We start from the raw sequence: 21,469 nt of genomic DNA, 5'->3' as shown, positions 1-21,469 counted from the left end.
CGACTTCTCAAAGAAGTCGGGGATCTATATCTGTACTCTATTCACGAATTATTCAACATTCTTTGCCAAAAGGTAAGGCCTAACAGCAAAATAATACCGACAGCAGTAGCCAGCATCACAGATAAACTCATACCCTGGACTTTCATCGCCAGCAAATTACAACCTAAAGTAATTGACCAGAGGGTAAAAGCTGCATTGCGTTGGGATAGTCCCCAAGCCAACAAGCGATGATGGATGTGGTCTTTACCTGGTGTACTCAGAGGGTTTTTTCCTGCCATCAGTCGGCGTACAAACACTTGAGTAGTGTCAATCACTGGCAACAGCAGAAATAAAACTGTGGGGATTAGGGCATAGATTGTATTTAACTGGAGTTTGCCTAAAATGCTGGTTGCTGCTAACACATAGCCAAAAAAGTATGCACCAGCATCACCCATAATGATGTGTGAGGGGTGAAAATTATGGCGTAAAAAGCCCAGCGCCGCCCCTCCCAAAGCCGCTAAAACCAAAGTAGCAGCAGCGCGATTATCAAACTGGGCAGACACGCCTAACAAACTGATAGCAGTGATAAAGCTGATTCCACCAGCCAAACCATCCATCCCATCCATGAGGTTAACAGCATTAGTGATCCCCACCACCCACAGCACCGTTAACGCCATAGACAAGAGGGAATCAATGGGTGTACCAAAGGCAACTTTGATGCTAATTCCATTACCAACCAACAAAAGTGCTGTTGTTACCTGCGCCCATAAACGCACAGATGGAGGTAAACCAAACTGGTCATCAATAAAGCCCACTAAAACTAAAATTGAACCACCCAGGAGAATCGTTAAGACCTGAGCTAAAACCCCTTGCAGTTCAATCGGTCGCAAGAGACTAGCTAAGACCAAAGCCGCAATGACACCCGCGTAGATTGCCAAACCTCCCGCATTAGGTAAAGGTTCTTGATTCAATCGTCGGGCGTTGGGTTGATCTGCCCAACCTACCTCTAAGGCAAATTTGCGAATTGTGGGAATTAAACGCCAGGTAACAACTAAAGCTAATAGAAACGTAAATACTACAGCTAACCAGCCGGAGCCGCTAGGGTCAGCAATGCCAAGGGATTTAAGGGAGTTTGCTAAGTTCATCTGCTCCCAATATAATCATTAGTTTTATGGTCAAACATAAGTATCAACTGTTAATATTAATCAATTTTGGGATTTTGATTGTTAATCTAAATTGGGGAAAGGGATTAGCACTCTTGGTCAGTGAGTGCTAAATTGTCTAATGGAAGCAATAGAAAAATAAAACATGACTAAGATTATTGCATTTAATGAAGAATCACGGCGTGCTTTAGAAAGGGGTATTAACGCCCTGGCAGATGCGGTGAAAATCACTTTAGGTCCAAAAGGTCGTAACGTCCTATTAGAGAAAAAATTTGGTATTCCCCAAATTGTTAACGATGGTATCACTGTTGCTAAAGAAATTGAATTAGAAGATCCTCTAGAAAATACTGGCGCTAGACTAATTCAGGAAGTAGCATCAAAAACTAAGGATATAGCTGGCGATGGGACTACCACTGCCACAGTTCTAGCACAAGCCTTGATTAAGGAAGGTTTAAAGAATGTAGCTGCTGGGACAAATCCCATGAGTTTAAAACGGGGCATTGATAAAACCGTTGAGGCGCTGGTAAAGGAAATTGCCAAGATCGCTAAACCTGTAGAAGGAAGTGCCATTTCCCAAGTTGCCACAGTTTCCGCTGGTAATGATGCTGAAGTGGGACAAATGATCGCGCTGGCGATGGAGAAAGTGACCAAAGACGGTGTAATTACCGTTGAAGAATCTAAATCCTTCACCACTGAACTAGAAGTAGTAGAAGGAATGCAGGTTGATAGAGGCTATATTTCTCCCTACTTCATCACCAACAACGAACGGATGACAGTAGAGTTTGAAAATGCTCGCATCCTGATTACCGATAAAAAAATCAGCAGCATTCAAGATTTAGTTCCCATCTTGGAAAAAGTTGCCCGTTCAGGTCAACCTTTATTGATTATTGCCGAAGATGTAGATGGTGATGCTTTAGCAACTTTGGTTGTGAATAAAGCGCGTGGTGTATTGGCGATCGCAGCGATTAAATCTCCTGGGTTTGGCGAACGTCGCAAAGCTATGTTAGAAGACATTGCCATTCTCACCGATGGACAAATGATTTCTGAAGACATTGGCTTAAGCTTAGATACTGCCACTTTGGAAATGTTGGGAACTGCGGAGAAAATCCACATTGACAAGGAAAATACCACCATTGTGGCTGGTAATGCTGCTAAACCAGAAATCCAAATTCGGATTGAGCAAATTCGTAAACAGTTAGCCGCAACTGATTCCGACTATGATACCGAAAAACTGCAAGAACGCATTGCTAAGTTAGCTGGTGGGATTGCCGTAATTAAAGTCGGTGCCGCTACAGAAACCGAACTCAAGGACAAAACCTTGCGGATTGAAGACGCACTCAACGCTACCAAAGCCGCAGTAGAAGAAGGTATTGTTCCTGGTGGTGGTGCAACCTTAATTTATCTATCTACCAAGATAGAAGCAATTAAAAACAGCCTCACCCCCGAAGAAAGAATTGGTGCTGATATTGTTAAAAAAGCTTTAGAAGCTCCCCTGCGGCAAATCTCAGAGAACGCTGGGGCAGAAGGTTCTGTCATTGTTGCCAGAGTTCGGGAAACTGATTTGAATATCGGTTATAACGCAGCTACAGGTGAATTTGAAGACTTAATTGCTGCTGGTATTATTGATCCCGCAAAAGTGGTTCGTTCCGCTTTACAAAACGCTTCTTCTATTGCCGGTATGGTACTAACCACCGAAGCCATTATTGCTGAAAAGCCTGAAAAACAATCCGCTGGGTCTCCTGATGGTGGCATGGGCGGTATGGGCGGCATGGGCGGTATGGGTGGTATGGGTGGCATGGGCGGCATGGGCGGCATGGGTATGTTCTAATTTGCCACTTTCCCAAATCCATAATTTATAAGTAACCGAATAACCCACCCCTAAACTTAGTAAGGGTGGGTTTTTTTAACTAAACCTCCAGGAGACCCCCACCAAAACTGTACTCAGCTTGGTGATGGGAGGAATGGAGGGTTAATTGTGAAACGTCCCTTGAGTAATTTTGTGCGCCAGCACAAACAATGAGAGGGACAGTTGAGCAATTAACAAATCTTTGATTTTCCATATTCGTAACCGTCCTTTTTGTGAGTCTAGTGGTCTTTTTTCAGTGTCTAAGGGAACACCAAAAATAAATTACCCAATTTTGTGGGATGGGCATCCTGCCCGTCCTTGGTAATTAGCGGGCAATTCGTCCCGCACCACAAGAAACTTTTGGGGATTTTTTTAATTGGAAGTCCCTAAAACAAATACTTTGGACATAATATTTTGCTCCGAAGAGCCTCCCCTTTCTGGGGTAATGTTAGCTTTGACAATGTTAGAGGTCGGTAACTATCTTAAAAGCACTGGTTTAACCCTTAAGCCTGTTTAACTTTGAAGTTCTAGAGCAGGGAACTAGCTACGCATCCCCTGGTAGGTCTTTAACTCTTACCTCTAACGTAGTTCGGTTAAGAACTGAGTCCAACTAGGCTTTTACAAGCCCTCACTTACCCGAAGGGAAGTGATGGGTGGTTGACTCTAATTTCTACCTAGCCACTTTTGTCCATTTAAGCGATACACTAACCGAGATACCAATAAATCTAGGGTAATTTTACGCTCATCAATTAAAAACGATTCCAAGGTACTTGGTTTTTTCCCTTCATGACAGGAAAATCCCTTTTTACCTTGAATATTGGCTTCAGGGAAATATACGTTAAACTGGCGTTGTCCCCCTTGCCAAGAACCGATAACTTGCCAACATTCTTCTGCTGAATTAAAACCAATAATAGAATACTTCTGCTTGGCAAAAGTCAGCTTCACATCTGGTACACCTTCTTTAGTAATTGCCTGTTGTAACGCTGGTAGGTAATGTTGCTGCATAAACTCTTCAAAAGGCTTATCTTCCAACGCTGGGGGCTTTTCCTTTTTGGCGGCTTTCGCGTCTGCGGAGGGCTTTTCTGGGGCGGTTGTAGCAGGATTAGAACCCACATCACCCGCTTGATTTTGATTAGTTTCTTCTGCCATTGCTCATTTTGGGGTAGTCAGTTATTTCCATTTTGACATACCAGAGCATAGCCACAACTATTTATATATAACGATTATCTGATACTTTCCATCTATTTTAGATTGGTAATGGTTAATGCTATGGTAATTGACGATCGCTCGCAAATAGCATTTTCCTTAAAAGAACCATAAGATTGGGTAATGGGTAATTTGGGACTTTCAAAACCCCATACCCTAAACCCCAATAAATATTTCAACCACCTGCAACAGCGGGAACAATACTCACTTCATCTCCATCTTTGAGGACCGTTTCTGCCCCTTCTAAAAAGCGGATATCTTCGCTGTTGACATAGAAATTCAAAAACCGTCTGAGATTTCCTGCTTCATCACACAAACGCGATTTGATACCAGGACAGCTTACTTCTAAAGAATCTAATAATCCAGAAATATTACTAGCACTACATTCTAAAGCAGCTTGTTCGTTTGTAAACTTTTGCAAAGCAGTGGGAATTAAAACTTTTACAGCCATTGTTTAAACGTTAATTTTTAGTGAATTGGTGGGTAGGAATTGCGTTAAATTGGCGGTTTATAACCGCCATAACTTCTAAACTAGAACTTGTTGCCATTCTAAACGATCAAGGGTGCGGGATCTTTCTAACGCCCGTTCAAAACTATCTAGTTTGGCATCAATTGTCAAAGGTTCGCCAATATAGCCTTGAATGGCTTCCTGGGTTTTCAAACCATTACCAGTGATATAAACAACTGTAGTTTCATCTGGATCAATTTTACCAGCTTCAACTAATTTTTTGAGAACAGCAACGGTTGTACCACCTGCGGTTTCGGTAAAAATGCCTTCGGTTTCTGCTAAGAGTTTAATACCTTCGATAATTTCGGCATCATTAACTGATTCAATATTACCATTGGTTTTTTGAGCGATTTCTACAGCATATACACCGTCTGCGGGGTTGCCGATCGCAATTGATTTGGCAATTGTGTTAGGTTTAACTGGTTGAATGAAGTCTCTACCTTCTTTAAAGGCTGTTGCAATGGGAGAACAACCTTCTGCTTGAGCACCACTGAAACGGACATCTTTGGCTTCTACTAAACCAACTTCTACAAATTCTTGGAAACCCTTATAGATTTTGGTGAACAGAGAACCAGAAGCCAAAGGTGCAACAATATGATCTGGTAATTCCCAACCTAGTTGTTCTGCAACTTCAAAACCTAATGTCTTAGAACCTTCGGAATAGTAGGGACGCAAGTTAATATTCACAAAACCCCAACCATGAGTATTGGCAACTTCTGAACAAAGACGATTAACTTGATCATAGTTGCCTTTAACAGCCATTAGAGTTGGACTATAAATCAAGCTGCCGATAACTTTACCAGCTTCTAGGTCAGAAGGAATAAATACACAGCAATCTAAACCGGCATAAGCAGCGATCGCCGCGGTAGAATTTGCTAAATTACCTGTACTAGCACAAGAAACAGTCGTAAAACCTAATTCTCTCGCCCTACTTAGTGCCACTGACACCACCCGATCCTTAAAGCTCAGGGTGGGCATATTCACGGCATCATTTTTAATATAAAGTTTATTTAAACCCAGGCGACGAGCCAGACGGTGGGAACGCACCAATGGAGTCATCCCTGTGCCTACATCTATAAAATTATCTGTAGCAACGGGCAAAAAGTGACGGTAGCGCCAAATCGAATTGGGACCGGCTTCAATAGTTTCTCGACTAACTAAGCTCTTGAGAACATTGTAATCATATTTGACTTCCAGCGGTCCAAAACACAACTCACATACATGAGTAGCTTTGAGTTCGTATTCCGCTCCACACTCTTTACACTTCAAAGCCTTGAGGATAGAAGTGTTCGCTTGGTTGAGGTTTGTAATCGCCTGAGTCATAATCTTGCTTTCCCTGGGTATCCGTCAACTTTGGAATGATACTAACACGAGGCAAAATCCACGTCAAACATACCCGACTATTTTTGTCGGGTTTAATAAAAACAAGGACTAAGGCAATTTTGTATATCTATGGTTAATTTTCCGTTAAGTAGGTGAACACAATAAAACCAATGTCATTGTCTAAAAACCTTGGTATCATTGGGTTATGGATAATTCCCAAAATTCCCAAAATACCTGCCAAATGTAGGAAGGATGAAAGTCTTTTTGTGAATTAACTCCAACCATCCTCCTGTTTGAATTATCCTTATACTTGAAACCAAAATCTAAAATTTGCAATGCTAAGAGCCGGAATTGTCGGACTTCCCAACGTCGGAAAATCAACCCTATTTAACGCTGTAGTCGCTAACGCTAAAGCTGAAGCCGCTAACTTCCCATTTTGCACCATTGAACCGAATGTTGGTATGGTCTCAGTCCCCGATGACCGGTTAGACGTTCTCGCCAAAATTGCCACCTCAGTGCAAACTATACCTGCCCGTGTTGAATTTGTTGACATTGCCGGTTTAGTTAAAGGTGCAAGTCAAGGAGAAGGACTGGGTAATCAATTTTTATCCCACATTCGGGAAGTTGATGCGATCGTTCATGTTGTGCGTTGTTTTGAAAACGATGATATCATTCACGTAGCCGGTTCTGTTGACCCAGTGCGAGATATTGAAATCATTAATTTAGAACTTGGTTTATCGGACTTATTCCAAATTGAAAAACGTATTGAAAGAACTCGTAAACTTGCCCGTACCAGCAAGGATGCCCAATCGGAAATAGAAATTCTGGAAAAATTAGCTGTCGCTTTAAATGAGGGTAAATCTGTTCGTCAAGTTGGTTTAAATGCCGAAGAATCGGAAATTATTAAGGGATTAGGATTACTTACCAATAAACCTATTATCTACGCTGCTAATGTTTCTGAAGAAGACTTAGCTACAGGTAATGATTTTGTCGAAAAAGTGCGAGCAGTTGCGGCGGTTGAAAATGCCCAAGTTGTCATAGTTTCTGCCCAAGTAGAAGCGGAATTGGTCGAATTACCAGAAGCCGATAAAGCTGACTTTCTGGAATCTTTAGGTGTGAAAGAAGGTGGTTTAAAATCCTTAATTCGGGCAACTTACACCCTTTTAGGTTTGCGGACTTATTTCACCTGTGGACCGAAAGAAACCCGTGCTTGGACAATCAATGCCGGGATGTCTGCACCTCAAGCCGCAGGAGTCATTCACTCTGATTTTGAACGGGGATTTATTCGGGCAGAAACTGTAGCTTATCATGATTTAGTAACTCATGGTTCAATGAGTGCAGCCAAAGAAAAAGGCTTAGTCAGAAGTGAAGGAAAAGAGTATATTGTCCAAGAAGGTGATGTACTATTATTCCGATTTAATGTGTAAATCGCAATAAAGCCGTAGGGGCGCAGGGCTTGCGCCCTCATTTATATTTCAAACCAAGCACTTTTTCAAGTTCTGGATCATTCCTCCTGATTCCTGACTCCAACAAAATCAGGACGCGCTTGCTGATTGAATTTAAACTTTTCCTCTAACAATTCCCATTTTTCCTGCTCAATTATATGAATAAATTCGTCTAAATTTTCGCGGTATTGATGAAGAGAATGTAATAATGCTTGGCGATTATATTGCGCCATCATGACTCCTAATTCGGGATTTCCTCCCCCAACCCTACTTGTATCTCGAAACCCTGAACTAGCAAAATTTTGGGCTAATGTAGCAATTTCTGGATCTTTCTCACTTAAACAAGCTGCTATCAAAGAGGCACTCACCATTACAGGTAAATGAGAAATCCAACTCACAGCCCGGTCATGTTGTTCTGGTTGACAATGGTAGATAATAGAACCGAGCGATCGCACAATTTCTTCTACAATTATCACAGCATCACCAGGTGTTGTCTCCATCGGCGTTAATACATAAGGACGATTGACAAACAAATTTCGCTGTGCTGCTTCTATACCAACATCAGTTTTTCCCGCCATGGGATGACCACCAACAAAATTTTCCCATAAAGGAGAAATCGTTTCCACTATGGGTGTTTTAACTGAACCAACATCAGTGATAATAGTGGTCTTTGGTAAATGAGTTATTAATTCTTTCACTTGGGGGACTATCAGTCCTATAGGGGTACAAATAAATACAACGTCTGCTGATGCCAACAAGCTCAAGTCCACCGACGCTTGATCAACACTACCAAGTTTAATTGCTTTCTCACAGGTTGATTCACGACGGCTGACACCTAAAATATAATGTCCTTGCGATCGTAAATCGAAACCTAAACAACCACCAATGAGCCCCAGTCCTACAATACCAATTTTCATCGTCATTTTGAAAATTTAATTTTTACTTATTCTCTCGATACTTTACCAACTCCAACTCTCAAAGTTGGCAATACCAGGGTAGACATCATACCTGATTTTTCCGTGATTGCAGATTTTATCAAAGAATTTTACTGCATTGGTTAATATGCAGTTGTCAACATTTACTGAAATTACAGGAGACAAAAATGCGTGATACATTTAATCGGATGATAGGCAGAACTCGCTATATTGTCTGTCGGTTGTTTTTGCATTTAAAGGGAGATGAAGTAGCACCAATCTTAGGCACTCTCAATCGTGCCGCCAGCGCAGCGATTAATGCTGACGGTGAGCTAGAAGTTTTAGGAGAACAACTGGTGGAACTATGCCAAACTTTCCTCCAATATGATGACTATTGGTTCTCTGCGGCCAATGAAGGTGATGTCTTTTGGAATGAAGGGGAAGCAGGAGATTATATCAATGAATTATTCACAGACTCAGCCCAAAGATATGGAGCTAATCTGGATTTGAATTCAACTTCCTCAAATCAGCCTTTATCACTTCCCGTCACCCGTAACATCGTTGTCATGATTACAGTCGCTTATACAGGGGAAGTTCCAGAGTTAGAAACCGATTTGGGTAACATTCCAGCTTTGAAAGAAGCCCTAAAAGCTCTAATTAATCTACACTACAAACATAACCTCCACGCTATCCAAGTGCATTTTTCCCCAGCCCAATTAGGTGATAAACTTTCCAGCGACCAATTATTGGAATATTATCCAGAATTGATTCCTCTGTAAATGATTCGTTAGTCTGTAATGAGTACCCGAAAACAAACATAAACACGATGATGATCAGCATACTACGTAAATTTACGATTGTTTGTTTAGCCTTGACCTTGTGCTTAACAACTGTCGCTTGTGGAGGAGGAAACGGCACTAATTCCTCAAGTAAGAACGTTAGCCAAACCGCTACTCCCACCAAGTTAAATGATGGTCAGTATGAAGTACAACAGGGTACATACAACGATGCCAATGGTGAGTATACCTTGTTTTTACTCAATAACAATCCCCCCAGCTTTGCCACAGAAAAGCTGCAAATGGCACGATTAAATGATGATGAAATCAAAGCAGGTAAGAAAACTTACTTAAAAGTAGAGAATAGTCAGCCAATCTTATACATGACTGAAGACTTCAAACTTGAGTATATCCACAATGTCACCGAAACCAGAAATAATCCCCAAACCGGACAACCGGAAACTGTAATTGTCCGTCAGCAAAGTAGTTTTTGGGCCCCTTTTGCAGGAGCTTTAGTTGGTAATGTTGCAGGTCAAGCTATTAGTAGTATGTTATTTAGACCTCAGTATTATGTTCCCCCCGTGTATCAGCCCGGTGGAATCATGAATGGTTACGGTGGCTATGGTTCTAACTATGACTCGGCTGTTTCTAGTTACCGTTCTCGCTACAATGAACCACCCGCAGCAGTGAGAAATCGCACGGCTTTCCGCACCACAGGAAACAGCAGAAATTCGTCTTCAGGAACCGCAAACCGCACCACCACCAATGGACGAGCTTCTGGTTCTGGGTTTGGTTCTAGTAACCTTCGTCCTTCTGGTAACTCTAGCTCTACCCGACGCAGTTCTGGTAGTAGTTTTGGTAGTGGTGGACGTTCTTCCAGTCGTCGTTCTTCCGGTTTCGGTAGCAGAAGAAGATAGGGAATTGATTCACTACAGCTAAGTAGTGAGACAGAATTAATTACACAATGTCATTGCGTTAGCGCAGCGTGGCGTTAGCTATATGGAACGAAGTGAAATGAAGCAATTCCAATGGTTGTGATTGCTTCCCTTCCCTCGCAATGACTGTAAATATTTTTGTCCAATTACTTATTTTCAGGTCAATAGACCACAAAACGACCTCTCTCCTGCAAGGAGAGAGGTTTTGATTGACCCTCCTTCCTTTGTAGGGAAGGGGCTGGGGGTTAGGTCTGATAATTGTGGTTCAAATAGATGAAAACTTCTAAGTAGGTGAACACAATAAAACCAAACTGTGTAAAGAAACGTAAAATCGCCCAAACCCTCTTCACTCTTGCCTCTTGCCTCTTGCCTCTTGCCTTGCCATAACGACAATTTTCAACGCCAACCTACTTACTGTTTAAGCTAAAACTTCAAGTCTTTAGCACTGACACTAATAGACTGAGGATTTTGATTTGTCACTGATTGTGCTAATTTGCCATTAGAAAGAACAGCAATAGCACGGCTATATTGGGGATCGCTATTTGTACCAATTAAATTCGGATTAGAAGCTAATTGGCGTTCTTGAGTTTGAGTCAAGTCCAGCTTGATATCCGGGGCAATCCCTTTATGATTGATATCTGTACCATTTGGTGTATAGTAATGGGCAATAGTCACAGCTAAACCTGAACCATCTCCTAGTTCGTGGACTGACTGTACCAAAGCCTTACCGAAGGTTTGACTACCAACAACTACAGCCCGTTTATTATCTTTGAGTGCGCCAGTGAGGATTTCACTAGCACTAGCGGAATTACCGTCAACTAAAATTGCCAAAGGTAGCTTGGTAATTGCTGTCTGATTGGCTTTTGTTTGAGAGCTTGATCCTTTGCGGTCTACGGTTTTGACGATATGACCATCATCTAGCCACATCCGGGCGATTTCTATACTCGCATTTAATAAACCACCAGGATTACCTCGCAAATCTAAAACGTAGGAATCAACTTTTTGGTTGTTTAAAGTGCGAATGGCTACCCGCATTTGATCCGCCGCATGGGAGCTAAATTCTTGTAACCGAATATATCCTACTCGGCGACCAGATTCTTGTTTGAGGGTATACCGGACTGTGGGAACTTCTATAGTTGCCCTTGTTAATTTAACGTTAAATTTGTTATTTGGTCTTTCTAAATCTAAGCTGACAGAAGTACCTATTTGACCACGAATCAATTTTGAGGCATCTTCTACTGTCATTTTTAGGGTAGATTTGCCATCTATTGCCAAAATCTCATCGCCTGATTTCAGTCCAGCTTTGAGGGCTGGAGAGTTTTCTATGGCTTCTATAACCGTGAGGCGTTTGGTTTTTTCGTTAACTTGCATCCGAATCCCAATCCCGGAAACTTCCCCAGATGTTTGGTTTGTCAGGGATTCATATTGTTTGGGGTTCATAAACCGGGTATAGGGATCACCTAGCTTTTGTAAAGCTTCGCGGATTGCCACATAAGCCTCGTCTTTGGAAGTATAGTCTTTACTTAATAGACTTTGCCGGACCGCTTGCCAATCTTGTTGGTTAAATTTTCCATCAACATATTCACGATTCACCAACTGCCAAACTTGGTCAACTAATGCTTTCGGACTATCTTGTAAAGCAGCATGAACGCAGCGTGTCCAAGCTTGACCGAATACAGATATAGTAGCAGTTGTGGCGATCGCTCCACCAATCAGGGCAGCTTGGAGCGGTGAGTAACGTTTCGCAGATTGGTTCATGTATATTAGCTGAAATAGTTGTGTTTTTGACAGTTTATCAATCAGAATTTTCTGATGTTTGCTAGTTTTTTTATCCTAATAACCTTGATAATTCATCTACCTTTTGGTTTTTTGTTAATGATGAGTTAGATATTTTATTTGTCGGTTAACAAATACGGTTCGAGTTGATCAGTTTTTTACAAAATAACCTAAGTATGTAACACTTAGGTGAGCGTAATTTGTAAATGCCCAATTATTTCCCTTCACCATAGCACTTTCTTCGCTGAGTAGCTGTGATTTGCCTCAATAGATAGTTAAAGTTTTATTAACTATTTATGCTTGATAAATGTACTATCAACTTGATTAATTCATTTTCAGGGCAGATTTAAGGAATTGTGGCAATTGTTACAAAAATTTTGAATTTTCAGACTAATCATTCATAAATAATGGTGTTATTTTAATCCTCAGTGCCATACTCAAGGGGTTTTGAGACTCATGAGGTTTATAGTCCGTTAAAACGGACTTGAGTTATTAGCCCTGAACTATGGCTTACGCCACGCTACGCTGTCAGTTCTGGGCAACCCTGGGCAAACAGTAGCTTATAGAGTCTTTAGCATAGCATATTTTAGGTAAAGTTTGTTTAGTTTAACCTTTGGTGATACATTTGAAATCAATGAAGTTAGAACCAATAAAGTCAAAGTTCTCAAAGTCTTAACTAAGAATATTCGGTTCTACCAATCCCCTTGTAAAAGAGAATATTGGTTCTTCGGTTATTTTTATGGAAACCCTGGTTCAAAATCATTGAAAGCCTTATTGTGTAGGCATTTCATTGAAAATATGGAAATAATTGTTTATAACCCTTGTCCCGTAAGGGTTTTGTTATCATCAATCCTCAATCACCATAAAAGAGACGCAAGAGCCAAAACTTTTCAACCGTCCTCTTAGGGAACACCAAAAAATAAATTACCCAATTTTGTGGGATGGGCATCCTGCCCGTCCTTGATGATTAGCGGGCAATTCGTCCCGCACCACAAGAAATTTTTGGGTATTTTTTTAATTGGAAGTCCCTTAAGTAGGTTGGCGTTGAAAATTGTCGTTATAGCAAGGCAAGAGGTAAAAGTAAAGAAGTTTTCAGCGATTTTACGTTTCTTTACACAGTTTGGTTTTATTGTGTTCACCTACTTAACTAACTCCGGTAACACCAAAAGTAACATTAGCGACAGAGAACAGGTAATATCTGCACTACAACTAATTTGAGAAGATTTAGTCCGCGCTTTGATAAGTGAACGGATTTTGCGCGATAATAAAAGACTGCTTGCTAATAACCAAGATTTAGTGGTAAATAATTTAGCTAATCTGCAACCCTTACAAGTTAGTAGTTAAGCTAGTGAATATGCTCAACTTCCTAATCAATCATTGCAGATTGCCTTAGAGGATGTTTTAAAAGTGGTATCCCGTAATTTTCATCACATTGTTACCCCCCTTTACCCTTAGGGGGGTAACAATAAAAATCCAGTTCCCTCCCCTTATAAAGGGGAGGGCTAGGGAGAGGTAAAACATTTGATACGGCAGCCCGACAAGCAAAGAAGAAAAGTGGTTTAAATTGCTTTCCTCCAATTTGCCATTACACAATTGATCAAATTTTAGATGTCGAATATATACCACGATTCACATATTTATGAATAACCAACCTAAAATAATTGTCCTTGATGATGATCCCACTGGTTCACAAACCGTCCATAGTTGTTTACTCTTAATGCGTTGGGATGTAGAAACCTTACGTTTAGGACTAAAAGATGATGCTCCCATTTTCTTTATTTTAACAAATACTCGTTCCCTCACCCCGGAAGCAGCCGCATCTGTCACTAGAGAAGTTTGTCATAACCTGAAACTTGCCTTAGCAGCGGAAAAAATCGCCGATTTTCTTGTAGTTAGTCGTTCTGACTCTACCTTACGGGGACATTATCCCATAGAAACTGATGTGATTTCCGAAGAACTCGGTCCCTTTGATGCTCATTTTCTTGTACCAGCATTTTTTGAAGGGGGAAGAATTACCCGCGACAGTATTCATTATCTAATTATTGATGATGTTCCCACTCCTGTACATGAAACAGAATTTGCCCGTGATTCTGTTTTTGGGTATAATTACAGCTATCTGCCTAAATATGTAGAAGAAAAAACTAAGGGGCGGATTAAAGAAGATAATGTTACTAGATTTTTACTCGCAGATATCCGTGCTGGTAGTTTAGAAAGTTTGTTACAACTTGAGAATAATCAGTGTGCTGTTGTAGACGGGGAAAATCAAGAGGATCTGAATACCTTTGCGGTAGATGTATTAACAGCCGCAAGTCGGGGAAAACGCTTTTTATTCCGTTCTGCTGCTAGTATTTTAACAGCTTTGGCTGCCTTGCCACCCCAACCCATTGCTGCTGAAAATATGGCAAAATATGTGCGCGGTGGTAAACCCGGTGTAATTATTGTTGGTTCTCACGTTAAAAAGACAACTCAACAGTTAGAATCATTATTACAAGTTGAGGGGACGGTAGGTATAGAAGTGAATGTGGGCAGATTACTGGAGAATGGGGTAAATGAATCTGCTAAACTGCTAATCGAGATTATCGAAAATGTCAAAGTAGTACATGGTGCTGGTAAAACGCCAGTAGTTTATACTAGCCGTCAGGAATTGGCTTTTAAAGATGTCAAAACTAGATTAGATTTTGGCAATACAGTTTCAGCTTTACTTATGGATATTGTCCAGGGTTTACCATCTGATCTAGGATTCCTAATCAGTAAGGGGGGTATTACTTCTAACGATGTCTTGAGTACGGGACTGGCTTTAACTTCAGCCCGATTACTTGGTCAAATTTTAGCAGGTTGTTCAATGGTAATTACCCCATCTGATCATCCCCTGTTTCCTAATTTGCCAGTGGTGTTGTTTCCCGGTAATGTCGGTAATACTGATGCTTTAGGATTAGTTTATCAAAGATTGATAGGGAATAGGGAATAGGGAATAGGCAAGAGGCAAGAGGCAAGAGGCAAGAGGCAAGAGGCAAGAGGCAAGAGGCAAGAGGCAAGAGGCAAGAGGCAAGAGGCAAGAGGCAAGAGGCAAGAGGCAAGAGGCAAGAGGCAAGAGGCAAGAGGCAAGAGGCAAGAGGCAAGAGGCAAGAGGCAAGAGGCAAGAGGCAAGAGGCAAGAGGCAAGAGGCCGCCTGGGAATGAATTCCCAGTCTAATAGCAGAAGTCATCTGAAGATGACTAAATAACCCGGAAATTTTTGAGTAAACTTTAGTTTACTTTCGCTATTAGCCCGGAAATTCATTTACGGGCGGGTGTGGAAGCCAACAGATAAGCCATTTTTAACTTAAGTTGACACCAATTACCAATTACCAATTACCCATTACCAATTACCAATTACCCATTACCAATTACCCATTACCCATTACCAATTACCCATTACCCATTACCCATTACCAATTCTCAATCTTTTATGAAAATCTCAAATTTTAGTGTATTTTGGCTAGTGCTGCATGAATTCTGATTCTGCTAAACCTGATGAAATAAATTCTGAATTTCCTAAGTCAGAATCAATTTTTCATCAGGTTGATAAAAAGGTAAATAATTCCCATTCCGTCCCAGACAATGTAGATGTTGCTGATTCTGCTAAACCTGATGAAATAAAGTCTGAATTTCTTAAATCAGACTCGGTTTTTTATCAAGTTGATCAAGAGGTAAATAATTCTAACTCTGGCAAGGTAAATACAGATTTTGATGATTATCAAGTAGAATCTAGTCCCATTATCCCTACTAATTCAGAGTTAAATTCTGTAATTGCTTATTTAAAGGGTAATTCTGCTGCTGAAAATCCAGAATTTAATATTCCTAATGGGGGGGGGGCTGGTGCTATTTTAGCTAATTTACCAAATCCTGATTTAGAATTAATAGAACAAAAGGTAGATCATAATATTCAAGTTCAGTTAAAAACTGAAGGAGAGCGACTATTATTAATTTTGCCCACCGAGTTGCAAGTACCGGCATCAGAATTTAATTGGGGGGAAATTTGGCAACAAATGAAACAGCGTCTCAATGCGGGCGATCGCTTACGGAAACCAAATACATTCCTGCATCTAGTAGCCAAAGATAGATTGTTAGATAACAGACAATTGCAAGATTTGGCAGAAACTTTAAATACATACCAAATTCAACTAAAATCTGTAGCTACCAGTCGAAGGCAAACTGCGATCGCCGCTTGTACCCTGGGTTATTCCGTAGAACAAATCCAACTCCAAACATCCCTCACCTCGGATATTCAACCGACTCCCAGCGCCCTAGCAGATGCCCTCTATCTGCAAATGACGGTCAGATCAGGTGTGGAAATTCGTCATCCCGGTACGGTAATCATCTTGGGAGATATCAATCCTAGTGGTATCGTTATTGCCGATGGGGATATTCTCATTTGGGGACGATTGCGGGGAGTTGCCCATGCTGGTGCCGGTGGGAATCGGGAATCTCTGATCATGGCTTTGCAAATGGAAGCAACCCAATTGCGAATAGCTGATGCTGTTGCTAGATCCCCAGAAAAAACCCTCACCGGCTTCTTTCCTGAAGTTGCACATATTACACCTGAAGGAATTCGCATTGTTAAAGCCGATGATTTTTCCCGCAGTCAATTAAGTAGTCGAATGCAATTAATTACACAAAATCTGATCTAAGATTCTTGCTCAGTTAAGAATCTACGGCAGTTTTTAACAGTCAGCAGTAAAACCCTTTCGGGGCAAGGTTTGATAATTAATATTTGTACCTCATTTACCTGCAATATACTGGATATGTAATTAATTTTTGTTAGGTTACTAAATTAGAATCAATCAATAGCAATAAAAATATTTTATTGTTGTTCCCTGAACTTTCATAAAGCATTATCATGACTCGCATTATTGTCATTACCTCCGGTAAAGGGGGAGTCGGTAAAACCACAGTTTCAGCTAATTTAGGGATGGCTTTAGCCAAAAGAGGCAAACAAGTAGCCTTAATTGATGCAGATTTTGGGCTGAGAAATTTAGATTTACTTCTAGGACTAGAAAATCGTATTGTTTATACAGCAGTAGAGGTCTTGGCAAGGGAGTGTCGTTTAGAACAAGCTTTAGTTAGAGACAAGCGACAACCTAATTTGGTACTTCTCCCAGCTACCCAACATCGCAACAAAGAATCCGTTACACCCGACCAAATGAAGTTACTGGTAAATGCTTTAGCGCAAAAGTACCAGTATGTGATGATTGACTGCCCCGCAGGAATTGAAATGGGGTTTAAAAATGCGACTGCACCCGCTAAAGAAGCCCTAATTGTTACCACTCCCGAAATTTCTGCCGTCCGTGATGCTGACAGGGTAGTGGGATTACTCGAAGCCCAAGGTGTCAAAAAAATTAACTTAATAGTTAACAGGATTAGACCGGCAATGGTACAGGCAAATGATATGATGTCTGTAGAAGACGTTCAGGAACTTCTCGCCATCCCCATAATTGGAATCATCCCCGACGATGAGCGGGTGATTGTTTCTACCAATCGCGGCGAACCTTTAGTATTATCAGACACTTCCTCTTTAGCTGCCACCGCTTTTGAGAATATTGCTCGGAGATTGGAAGGGGAAACTGTCGAATTTCTGGAACTTGACTCATCTAATAACAACATCTTCTCTCGGTTGAGAAAGATGTTGTGGTCAAAGATTGTTTAATTTACTTACCAGTGTTTCTGCCTTACACATACCCGCAATGATTCTTGAAATTTTAGAAAAATTTTTTGTTCGTAGTCCCGATAACAGCCGCGATGACGTTAAACGTCGTTTGCAAGTGGTAATATCCCATGACCGTGCGGACTTAGACCCCCAAACTTTAGAAAAAATGCGTCGGGAAATCCTGGAAATCGTTTGTCGCTATGTCGAAATAGAAACAGACGGTTTAGAGTTTTGCCTAGAAAGCAGCCAACGGACAACAGCTTTAATTGCTAATTTACCAATCCGTAGGATTAAAGAAAGCCTAGATGAAACGGTTCTAGAAAGTAGTGACATCTTACTGTAGGGGCGCAGGGTCTGCGCCCTGAATTGTCTGGGATTGGACCTTAAAAAGCGAATGGCGGCATTAATTTGACCACCTTCCCATGACTTGACCAATCACCGCCAATTCTGACATTAATTTATCAAACAGGTCTGGGGTTAAAGATTGGGGTCCATCCGATAAGGCTTTAGCTGGATTGGGATGTACTTCTATCATTAACGAATCCGTACCTGCTGCGATCGCCGCCATAGCCATAGCAGGGACAAACTCAGACCAACCCACACCATGACTAGGATCAATCATAATCGGTAAATGGGTCAATTTTCGCAATACTGGTACAACCGATAAATCCAGGGTATTGCGAGTATGCTGACGGTCAAAAGTTCTAATTCCCCGTTCACACAAAATTACATTGGCATTGCCCGCCGCTAAAATATACTCAGCCGCCATTAACCAATCTTCAATAGTGGCAGCCATACCGCGTTTTAACAGCACTGGTTTGGGTTGCGCTCCCACTTTCTTCAGCATGGAGAAATTCTGCATATTTCTCGCCCCCACCTGAATCACATCGGCAACTTCGCCAATTTTCTCCAAATCTTCCGTATCCATTACTTCGGTGATAATCCCCAACCCGCTGACTTTCCGGGCTGTAGCTAACAATTCCAAAGCACTTTCACCATGACCTTGAAAAGCATAAGGTGACGTGCGGGGTTTATATGCCCCACCGCGTAAAAACTTCGCTCCTGCCGCTTTTACCCGCAGTGCCGTTTCTACAATCATCTCTTCATTTTCCACAGAACATGGTCCAGCGACAACTACCAAAGGATGATGTTCACCAAACACCACATCACCTTGAGGAGTATTCACCACCACCTCAGAGCCTTGTCCGTGACGGAACTGACGACTGGCTCGTTTATAGGGTACTTCCACTCGTAATACTTGTTCAATCCATTGACTCAATTCTTGAATGCGGGGGGGGTCTAAATCAGCCGTTTCCCCAACTAAAGCAATGACCACCTTATGTTGACCAATAATTTTTTCGGGTGTTAGTCCCCAGCTAGATAATTCTGTAGTAATGCGATTTATTTCTTCCTGGGGGGAACCAACCTTCATGACGATAATCATTTATGAGTTCCTTTCTAAGTAAATTTTGATTAACTAACTTTAGATTAACAAGAAAAACTTATGAAAAAAAATGTAGCGTCAGGTACTTTTTCCTAAATAGACAGTAGTTTGTGCTGAATTTTACTAGAAAAGTTCAAACAATTTCCTAGTTTGTTGTTTGAATTAGTAGAAGAACCAGTTTATCCTAATAACCGTTTTAATCTTTTGTAAACATCATCATCATTGCGCTTACCAACTAAAATTACTTCTACTAAATCTTGATCTGGAAAGTATTTATAAACAATTCGATATTCACCACTATCTACTCGATAAAAACCCTGATAACCAGATAGTTGTTCACTATCATTTGGTAAAGGTTCAACATTCAAAGCCAAAACCTTTTTTGCTATTTGCGCTGCTATTTTAGGTTGTAAACCATTGAGAAAATCCAGAACAGTTGCTAAACCATCAAGCCGCGCCATTAGCAAAATGCTCCAGTGCAGATGTAAAAGCCTCTGTACCCACCATTTTTGAATGACTCAAAGCAGTTTCAGCATTTTGAACTAACTGCATATCTTCTAATTCTTGCAATCTATTAATTAATTTTTGGTAGCTATCTGCGGAAATAATGACATGACTAGGACGTGATTGTTTAGTTAGTAATACTGGTTCTATAGCAGCTTTGTCAAAAACCTCACCATGTTTATTTCTCGCATCTGTAAGACTATAGGTTTGCATACTATGACTATTTTAGACATTTTGACTATATTCTAGCATAAATATTTTACAGCGATTTCCAATCATATAATATAAGGTACATCCTAGCCCCCTCATCGCACCCCCCTAAATCCCCCCGCAGCGGGGGGAAGAAAAGGATAAGCTTTTGATACTGGAGGGGGTTGGGGGTGGGGTTCTTGTTCCAGGTTTGATGACAATTTGCTGTAAAACTGATACTCGACTGATTTACTCATCTGTTGTTAAAGTAATGTTGTCACGCTAAAATGTCAGCATACAAAATGGTGAACACGAAAAATAGAGTAAAATCTTCTATATACTTACCTTTTGATATTGATATGGATAAAAGACGTGATCCCAATTACAAACAGATTAGCGGTCATATTCCACTAGAGCTTTACAAGCAATTTAAAACCGCTTGTTTTTATAGGGATATTAAACAAAGTGAAGCTGTAGAAATAGCTATAGGTAATTGGGTTAAAGAAGATAGCGAAGGCGAAAAAACCAGTTAATGCGATTCCTGGGGGAGCGCTTCGCTATCTTTCAAAACAAACGAGCAAGTTAGCAAAAATCAGCATGAAAGAGGATGATATTAAACGCTCTAAAGGGAAGTTTGACCCTGTAAAAGAGTCAAGATACTGGCTACCAACAGCATCTGAGGAACACTGCAAAAAGATAGGGAAAAAACGGGGACTCCGATTAATCGAAGTCATTGATACCGAAGCCGAAGTTTTACCAATAATTTGTATTTTCGAGGGATACCCAAATGAGTGAAGCAACACTTTCTATATCTATCACTGAATTAATCCCCATGCTGACTGCTATAGCAGAACGTAATTGGGAAAGATTTAAAGAAGTTGAGAAACAATTTGTTACAAAACATGGTGTAGAAGCCTGGGAAGAATTTTTTGCTTTTCGGCTTAAACCTGCTCTAGACAAAGATTCTGACCGTTGGCTACTAATTCAGTGGTGTAGCAAAGGCATCAAATCAGTCAAAATTGTAGCTTAATTTAGATGTTTTGAAACTATCTACTAAAGGTTTACAGGCTTCTAAACGGTAGTTTAAGTCCTCTTACGGGGATTCGTTGTTTCAAAACCATATATTACGCGCATTTGTAATAGTATAGGTCTGCATAGAATGACTATTTTAGATATTTTGGCTATTTCTGGTAATAGGCAATAAAAGCCCTATTTTCATCCTGTTCATCCTTAAATCCTGTACTTCGACTTCGCTCAGTACCCAGACATTGTGATTCAGACAACATAAAATTTTGCTCCAAGCAGTTAAAATAATCTTCATCAATCTTCTTTTCTCTTACCCTTGACCTTTGGAATTATGACGCAGGATGAGTTGTTGGTACTGATAGATCGCGCTGCGGCTGAAAATTGGCAAGAGTTAGACTTATCAGGACAAAATTTGACTGAATTACCTGTGGAAATTGGTAAATTACGGCACCTTGAATCTTTGATTTTAGGAAAGCAGATAGAAGGTTATGAACTAATAGGAAACGGGTCATTCGTCCCAAAGGTTTCCGGCAACAATTTAAAAACGCTTCCTGTCGAACTATTGGATTTTCCTAATTTGCGGAAGTTGGATATGAGTGGTAATCCTTTAGAGAATATTCCCGATGCGGTAACGCAAATACTACTATCGAGTATATTATAGCCCCCTCCTCGCACCCCCCTAAATCCCCCCGCAGCGGAGAAAAGGATAAGCTTTTGATACTGGAGGGGGTTGGGGGTGGGGTTCTTGTC

At 40.8% G+C, this 21,469-nt stretch carries 21 protein-coding genes and 1 pseudogene; 13 read left to right on the top strand and 9 right to left on the bottom strand.

The annotated features are described in order from the left end of the window. Window positions 1-41 precede the first annotated feature (41 nt). Window positions 42-1,124, bottom strand: coding sequence for an MraY family glycosyltransferase (locus tag NG743_RS08400; RefSeq protein WP_027404026.1), 1,083 nt, complete (start codon window positions 1,122-1,124; stop codon window positions 42-44). Between the two features lie 163 nt (window positions 1,125-1,287). On the opposite strand from NG743_RS08400, the gene groL reads away from it, so the two are divergent. Then, window positions 1,288-2,970, top strand: a complete 1,683-nt coding sequence (groL, locus tag NG743_RS08395) for a chaperonin GroEL (protein ID WP_027404027.1) — start codon at window positions 1,288-1,290, stop codon at window positions 2,968-2,970. A 681-nt stretch (window positions 2,971-3,651) separates the two neighbouring features. On the opposite strand, the gene NG743_RS08390 is transcribed toward groL, so the two are convergent. The 3 genes from NG743_RS08390 to thrC form a co-directional block, all read right to left on the bottom strand. Further along, window positions 3,652-4,137, bottom strand: coding sequence for a DUF2996 domain-containing protein (locus NG743_RS08390; protein WP_027404028.1), 486 nt, complete (start codon window positions 4,135-4,137; stop codon window positions 3,652-3,654). Window positions 4,138-4,369: 232 nt separating this feature from the next. Next, on the bottom strand, window positions 4,370-4,645 hold the full coding sequence (locus NG743_RS08385; protein ID WP_027404029.1) for a MoaD/ThiS family protein: 276 nt from the start codon (window positions 4,643-4,645) through the stop codon (window positions 4,370-4,372). A gap of 75 nt (window positions 4,646-4,720) precedes the next feature. After that, on the bottom strand, window positions 4,721-6,025 hold the full coding sequence (gene thrC / locus NG743_RS08380; RefSeq protein WP_193962574.1) for a threonine synthase: 1,305 nt from the start codon (window positions 6,023-6,025) through the stop codon (window positions 4,721-4,723). Window positions 6,026-6,360: 335 nt separating this feature from the next. Between thrC and ychF the strand changes: the two genes are divergently transcribed. Continuing rightward, the gene (gene ychF, locus NG743_RS08375; RefSeq protein ID WP_027404031.1) at window positions 6,361-7,452 is read left to right on the top strand and encodes a redox-regulated ATPase YchF; all 1,092 of its coding nucleotides are present in this window, start codon (window positions 6,361-6,363) and stop codon (window positions 7,450-7,452) included. A 77-nt stretch (window positions 7,453-7,529) separates the two neighbouring features. Here ychF and NG743_RS08370 read toward each other — a convergent pair whose 3' ends face one another. After that, window positions 7,530-8,387, bottom strand: a complete 858-nt coding sequence (locus NG743_RS08370; protein ID WP_027404032.1) for a prephenate/arogenate dehydrogenase — start codon at window positions 8,385-8,387, stop codon at window positions 7,530-7,532. A gap of 185 nt (window positions 8,388-8,572) precedes the next feature. On the opposite strand from NG743_RS08370, the gene NG743_RS08365 reads away from it, so the two are divergent. Then, on the top strand, window positions 8,573-9,163 hold the full coding sequence (locus tag NG743_RS08365; RefSeq protein WP_257121842.1) for a DUF1517 domain-containing protein: 591 nt from the start codon (window positions 8,573-8,575) through the stop codon (window positions 9,161-9,163). Window positions 9,164-9,210: 47 nt separating this feature from the next. Then, window positions 9,211-10,077 carry a hypothetical protein gene (locus NG743_RS08360; protein ID WP_027404034.1) on the top strand — a complete coding sequence of 289 codons (867 nt, stop codon included), beginning with the start codon at window positions 9,211-9,213 and terminating at the stop codon, window positions 10,075-10,077. A 441-nt stretch (window positions 10,078-10,518) separates the two neighbouring features. Here the strand turns inward: NG743_RS08360 and ctpB are convergent, their stop codons facing one another. Further along, window positions 10,519-11,853: a carboxyl-terminal processing protease CtpB gene (ctpB, locus tag NG743_RS08355; RefSeq protein WP_027404035.1), complete on the bottom strand. Its 1,335-nt coding sequence runs from the start codon at window positions 11,851-11,853 to the stop codon at window positions 10,519-10,521. A gap of 1,161 nt (window positions 11,854-13,014) precedes the next feature. On the opposite strand from ctpB, the pseudogene NG743_RS08350 reads away from it, so the two are divergent. From NG743_RS08350 to minE, 5 genes and pseudogenes are all read left to right on the top strand, one after another. Then, window positions 13,015-13,212 (top strand): annotated as a pseudogene (locus tag NG743_RS08350) (hypothetical protein); the annotation flags it as partial. A 298-nt stretch (window positions 13,213-13,510) separates the two neighbouring features. Then, the gene (locus NG743_RS08345) at window positions 13,511-14,839 is read left to right on the top strand and encodes a four-carbon acid sugar kinase family protein (protein ID WP_193962575.1); all 1,329 of its coding nucleotides are present in this window, start codon (window positions 13,511-13,513) and stop codon (window positions 14,837-14,839) included. A gap of 519 nt (window positions 14,840-15,358) precedes the next feature. Further along, the gene (gene minC, locus NG743_RS08340; protein WP_257121841.1) at window positions 15,359-16,540 is read left to right on the top strand and encodes a septum site-determining protein MinC; all 1,182 of its coding nucleotides are present in this window, start codon (window positions 15,359-15,361) and stop codon (window positions 16,538-16,540) included. 209 nt (window positions 16,541-16,749) lie between these two features. Continuing rightward, on the top strand, window positions 16,750-17,556 hold the full coding sequence (gene minD, locus NG743_RS08335) for a septum site-determining protein MinD (RefSeq protein ID WP_027404039.1): 807 nt from the start codon (window positions 16,750-16,752) through the stop codon (window positions 17,554-17,556). A gap of 37 nt (window positions 17,557-17,593) precedes the next feature. Then, window positions 17,594-17,899: a cell division topological specificity factor MinE gene (gene minE / locus NG743_RS08330; protein WP_027404040.1), complete on the top strand. Its 306-nt coding sequence runs from the start codon at window positions 17,594-17,596 to the stop codon at window positions 17,897-17,899. A 60-nt stretch (window positions 17,900-17,959) separates the two neighbouring features. Here minE and aroF read toward each other — a convergent pair whose 3' ends face one another. The 3 genes from aroF to NG743_RS08315 form a co-directional block, all read right to left on the bottom strand. Then, complete coding sequence (gene aroF / locus NG743_RS08325) at window positions 17,960-19,000, bottom strand: 3-deoxy-7-phosphoheptulonate synthase (RefSeq protein WP_257121840.1); 1,041 nt, start codon at window positions 18,998-19,000, stop codon at window positions 17,960-17,962. Between the two features lie 179 nt (window positions 19,001-19,179). Beyond that, the gene (locus tag NG743_RS08320) at window positions 19,180-19,461 is read right to left on the bottom strand and encodes a type II toxin-antitoxin system RelE family toxin (RefSeq protein ID WP_027404042.1); all 282 of its coding nucleotides are present in this window, start codon (window positions 19,459-19,461) and stop codon (window positions 19,180-19,182) included. After that, window positions 19,448-19,717: a type II toxin-antitoxin system Phd/YefM family antitoxin gene (locus NG743_RS08315; RefSeq protein WP_027404043.1), complete on the bottom strand. Its 270-nt coding sequence runs from the start codon at window positions 19,715-19,717 to the stop codon at window positions 19,448-19,450. The genes NG743_RS08320 and NG743_RS08315 overlap by 14 nt, the downstream gene beginning before the upstream one ends. A 263-nt stretch (window positions 19,718-19,980) precedes the next feature. On the opposite strand from NG743_RS08315, the gene NG743_RS08310 reads away from it, so the two are divergent. The 4 genes from NG743_RS08310 (at window position 19,981) to NG743_RS08295 (ending at window position 21,380) form a co-directional block, all read left to right on the top strand. Continuing rightward, complete coding sequence (locus NG743_RS08310) at window positions 19,981-20,226, top strand: hypothetical protein (RefSeq protein ID WP_071992842.1); 246 nt, start codon at window positions 19,981-19,983, stop codon at window positions 20,224-20,226. Between the two features lie 64 nt (window positions 20,227-20,290). Then, complete coding sequence (locus NG743_RS08305) at window positions 20,291-20,488, top strand: hypothetical protein (RefSeq protein ID WP_027404045.1); 198 nt, start codon at window positions 20,291-20,293, stop codon at window positions 20,486-20,488. Next, window positions 20,481-20,723: a hypothetical protein gene (locus NG743_RS08300; protein WP_027404046.1), complete on the top strand. Its 243-nt coding sequence runs from the start codon at window positions 20,481-20,483 to the stop codon at window positions 20,721-20,723. Before NG743_RS08305 ends, NG743_RS08300 begins: the two co-directional genes overlap by 8 nt. A gap of 327 nt (window positions 20,724-21,050) precedes the next feature. Further along, on the top strand, window positions 21,051-21,380 hold the full coding sequence (locus NG743_RS08295) for a hypothetical protein (RefSeq protein ID WP_027404047.1): 330 nt from the start codon (window positions 21,051-21,053) through the stop codon (window positions 21,378-21,380). Window positions 21,381-21,469 lie beyond the last annotated feature (89 nt).

It is taken from the genome of Dolichospermum heterosporum TAC447, assembly GCF_024584745.1.
Taxonomy (GTDB): Bacteria; Cyanobacteriota; Cyanobacteriia; order Cyanobacteriales; family Nostocaceae; genus Dolichospermum; species Dolichospermum heterosporum.
This window is presented reverse-complemented; position numbering and strand designations above follow the sequence as displayed.

Bases quoted from the DNA above. Each gene is read 5' to 3' on its own strand.
- NG743_RS08400 (WP_027404026.1), bottom strand. From the start codon at position 1,124: ATGAACTTAGCAAACTCCCTTAAATCCCTTGGCATTGCTGACCCTAGC.
- groL (WP_027404027.1), top strand. From the start codon at position 1,288: ATGACTAAGATTATTGCATTTAATGAAGAATCACGGCGTGCTTTAGAA.
- NG743_RS08390 (WP_027404028.1), bottom strand. From the start codon at position 4,137: ATGGCAGAAGAAACTAATCAAAATCAAGCGGGTGATGTGGGTTCTAAT.
- NG743_RS08385 (WP_027404029.1), bottom strand. From the start codon at position 4,645: ATGGCTGTAAAAGTTTTAATTCCCACTGCTTTGCAAAAGTTTACAAAC.
- thrC (WP_193962574.1), bottom strand. From the start codon at position 6,025: ATGACTCAGGCGATTACAAACCTCAACCAAGCGAACACTTCTATCCTC.
- ychF (WP_027404031.1), top strand. From the start codon at position 6,361: ATGCTAAGAGCCGGAATTGTCGGACTTCCCAACGTCGGAAAATCAACC.
- NG743_RS08370 (WP_027404032.1), bottom strand. From the start codon at position 8,387: ATGAAAATTGGTATTGTAGGACTGGGGCTCATTGGTGGTTGTTTAGGT.
- NG743_RS08365 (WP_257121842.1), top strand. From the start codon at position 8,573: ATGCGTGATACATTTAATCGGATGATAGGCAGAACTCGCTATATTGTC.
- NG743_RS08360 (WP_027404034.1), top strand. From the start codon at position 9,211: ATGATGATCAGCATACTACGTAAATTTACGATTGTTTGTTTAGCCTTG.
- ctpB (WP_027404035.1), bottom strand. From the start codon at position 11,853: ATGAACCAATCTGCGAAACGTTACTCACCGCTCCAAGCTGCCCTGATT.
- NG743_RS08345 (WP_193962575.1), top strand. From the start codon at position 13,511: ATGAATAACCAACCTAAAATAATTGTCCTTGATGATGATCCCACTGGT.
- minC (WP_257121841.1), top strand. From the start codon at position 15,359: ATGAATTCTGATTCTGCTAAACCTGATGAAATAAATTCTGAATTTCCT.
- minD (WP_027404039.1), top strand. From the start codon at position 16,750: ATGACTCGCATTATTGTCATTACCTCCGGTAAAGGGGGAGTCGGTAAA.
- minE (WP_027404040.1), top strand. From the start codon at position 17,594: ATGATTCTTGAAATTTTAGAAAAATTTTTTGTTCGTAGTCCCGATAAC.
- aroF (WP_257121840.1), bottom strand. From the start codon at position 19,000: ATGATTATCGTCATGAAGGTTGGTTCCCCCCAGGAAGAAATAAATCGC.
- NG743_RS08320 (WP_027404042.1), bottom strand. From the start codon at position 19,461: ATGGCGCGGCTTGATGGTTTAGCAACTGTTCTGGATTTTCTCAATGGT.
- NG743_RS08315 (WP_027404043.1), bottom strand. From the start codon at position 19,717: ATGCAAACCTATAGTCTTACAGATGCGAGAAATAAACATGGTGAGGTT.
- NG743_RS08310 (WP_071992842.1), top strand. From the start codon at position 19,981: ATGTCAGCATACAAAATGGTGAACACGAAAAATAGAGTAAAATCTTCT.
- NG743_RS08305 (WP_027404045.1), top strand. From the start codon at position 20,291: ATGAAAGAGGATGATATTAAACGCTCTAAAGGGAAGTTTGACCCTGTA.
- NG743_RS08300 (WP_027404046.1), top strand. From the start codon at position 20,481: ATGAGTGAAGCAACACTTTCTATATCTATCACTGAATTAATCCCCATG.
- NG743_RS08295 (WP_027404047.1), top strand. From the start codon at position 21,051: ATGACGCAGGATGAGTTGTTGGTACTGATAGATCGCGCTGCGGCTGAA.